Source organism: Streptomyces sp. BE303 (assembly GCF_036290945.1).
GTDB lineage: Bacteria > Actinomycetota > Actinomycetes > Streptomycetales > Streptomycetaceae > Kitasatospora.
The window spans coordinates 1-261 of the sequence record NZ_JAQYWZ010000533.1; the positions used below are offsets into that span (position 1 = coordinate 1).

Here is a 261-nt window from a genome sequence, read left to right on the forward strand (position 1 = left end):
ACTCCTCTCCGACGGCCGCGCCCAGGGCTACGTCCTCAACGACGACATCTTCGTCTTCCTCGGCCGCGGCAAGATCGCCGGCCTCCCCGTCATGGTCTGGATCCTCATCCTCACCGCCGTCGCCGTCCACATCCTCCTCAAATACACCGACATCGGCCGCAACCTCTACGCCATCGGCGGCAACGACACCGCCGCCCGCCTCGCCGGCATCAACATCAACAAATACCTCATCGCCGTCTACGCCCTCATCGGCACCGTCGC

The 261-nt window shown here is 65.1% G+C and carries 1 protein-coding gene; it reads left to right on the forward strand.

Annotated features, from left to right (window positions below; genetic code table 11):
* The coding region (locus PUR56_RS43400) for an ABC transporter permease subunit (protein ID WP_443034476.1) at window positions 1-261 on the forward strand (261 nt) is incomplete at both ends.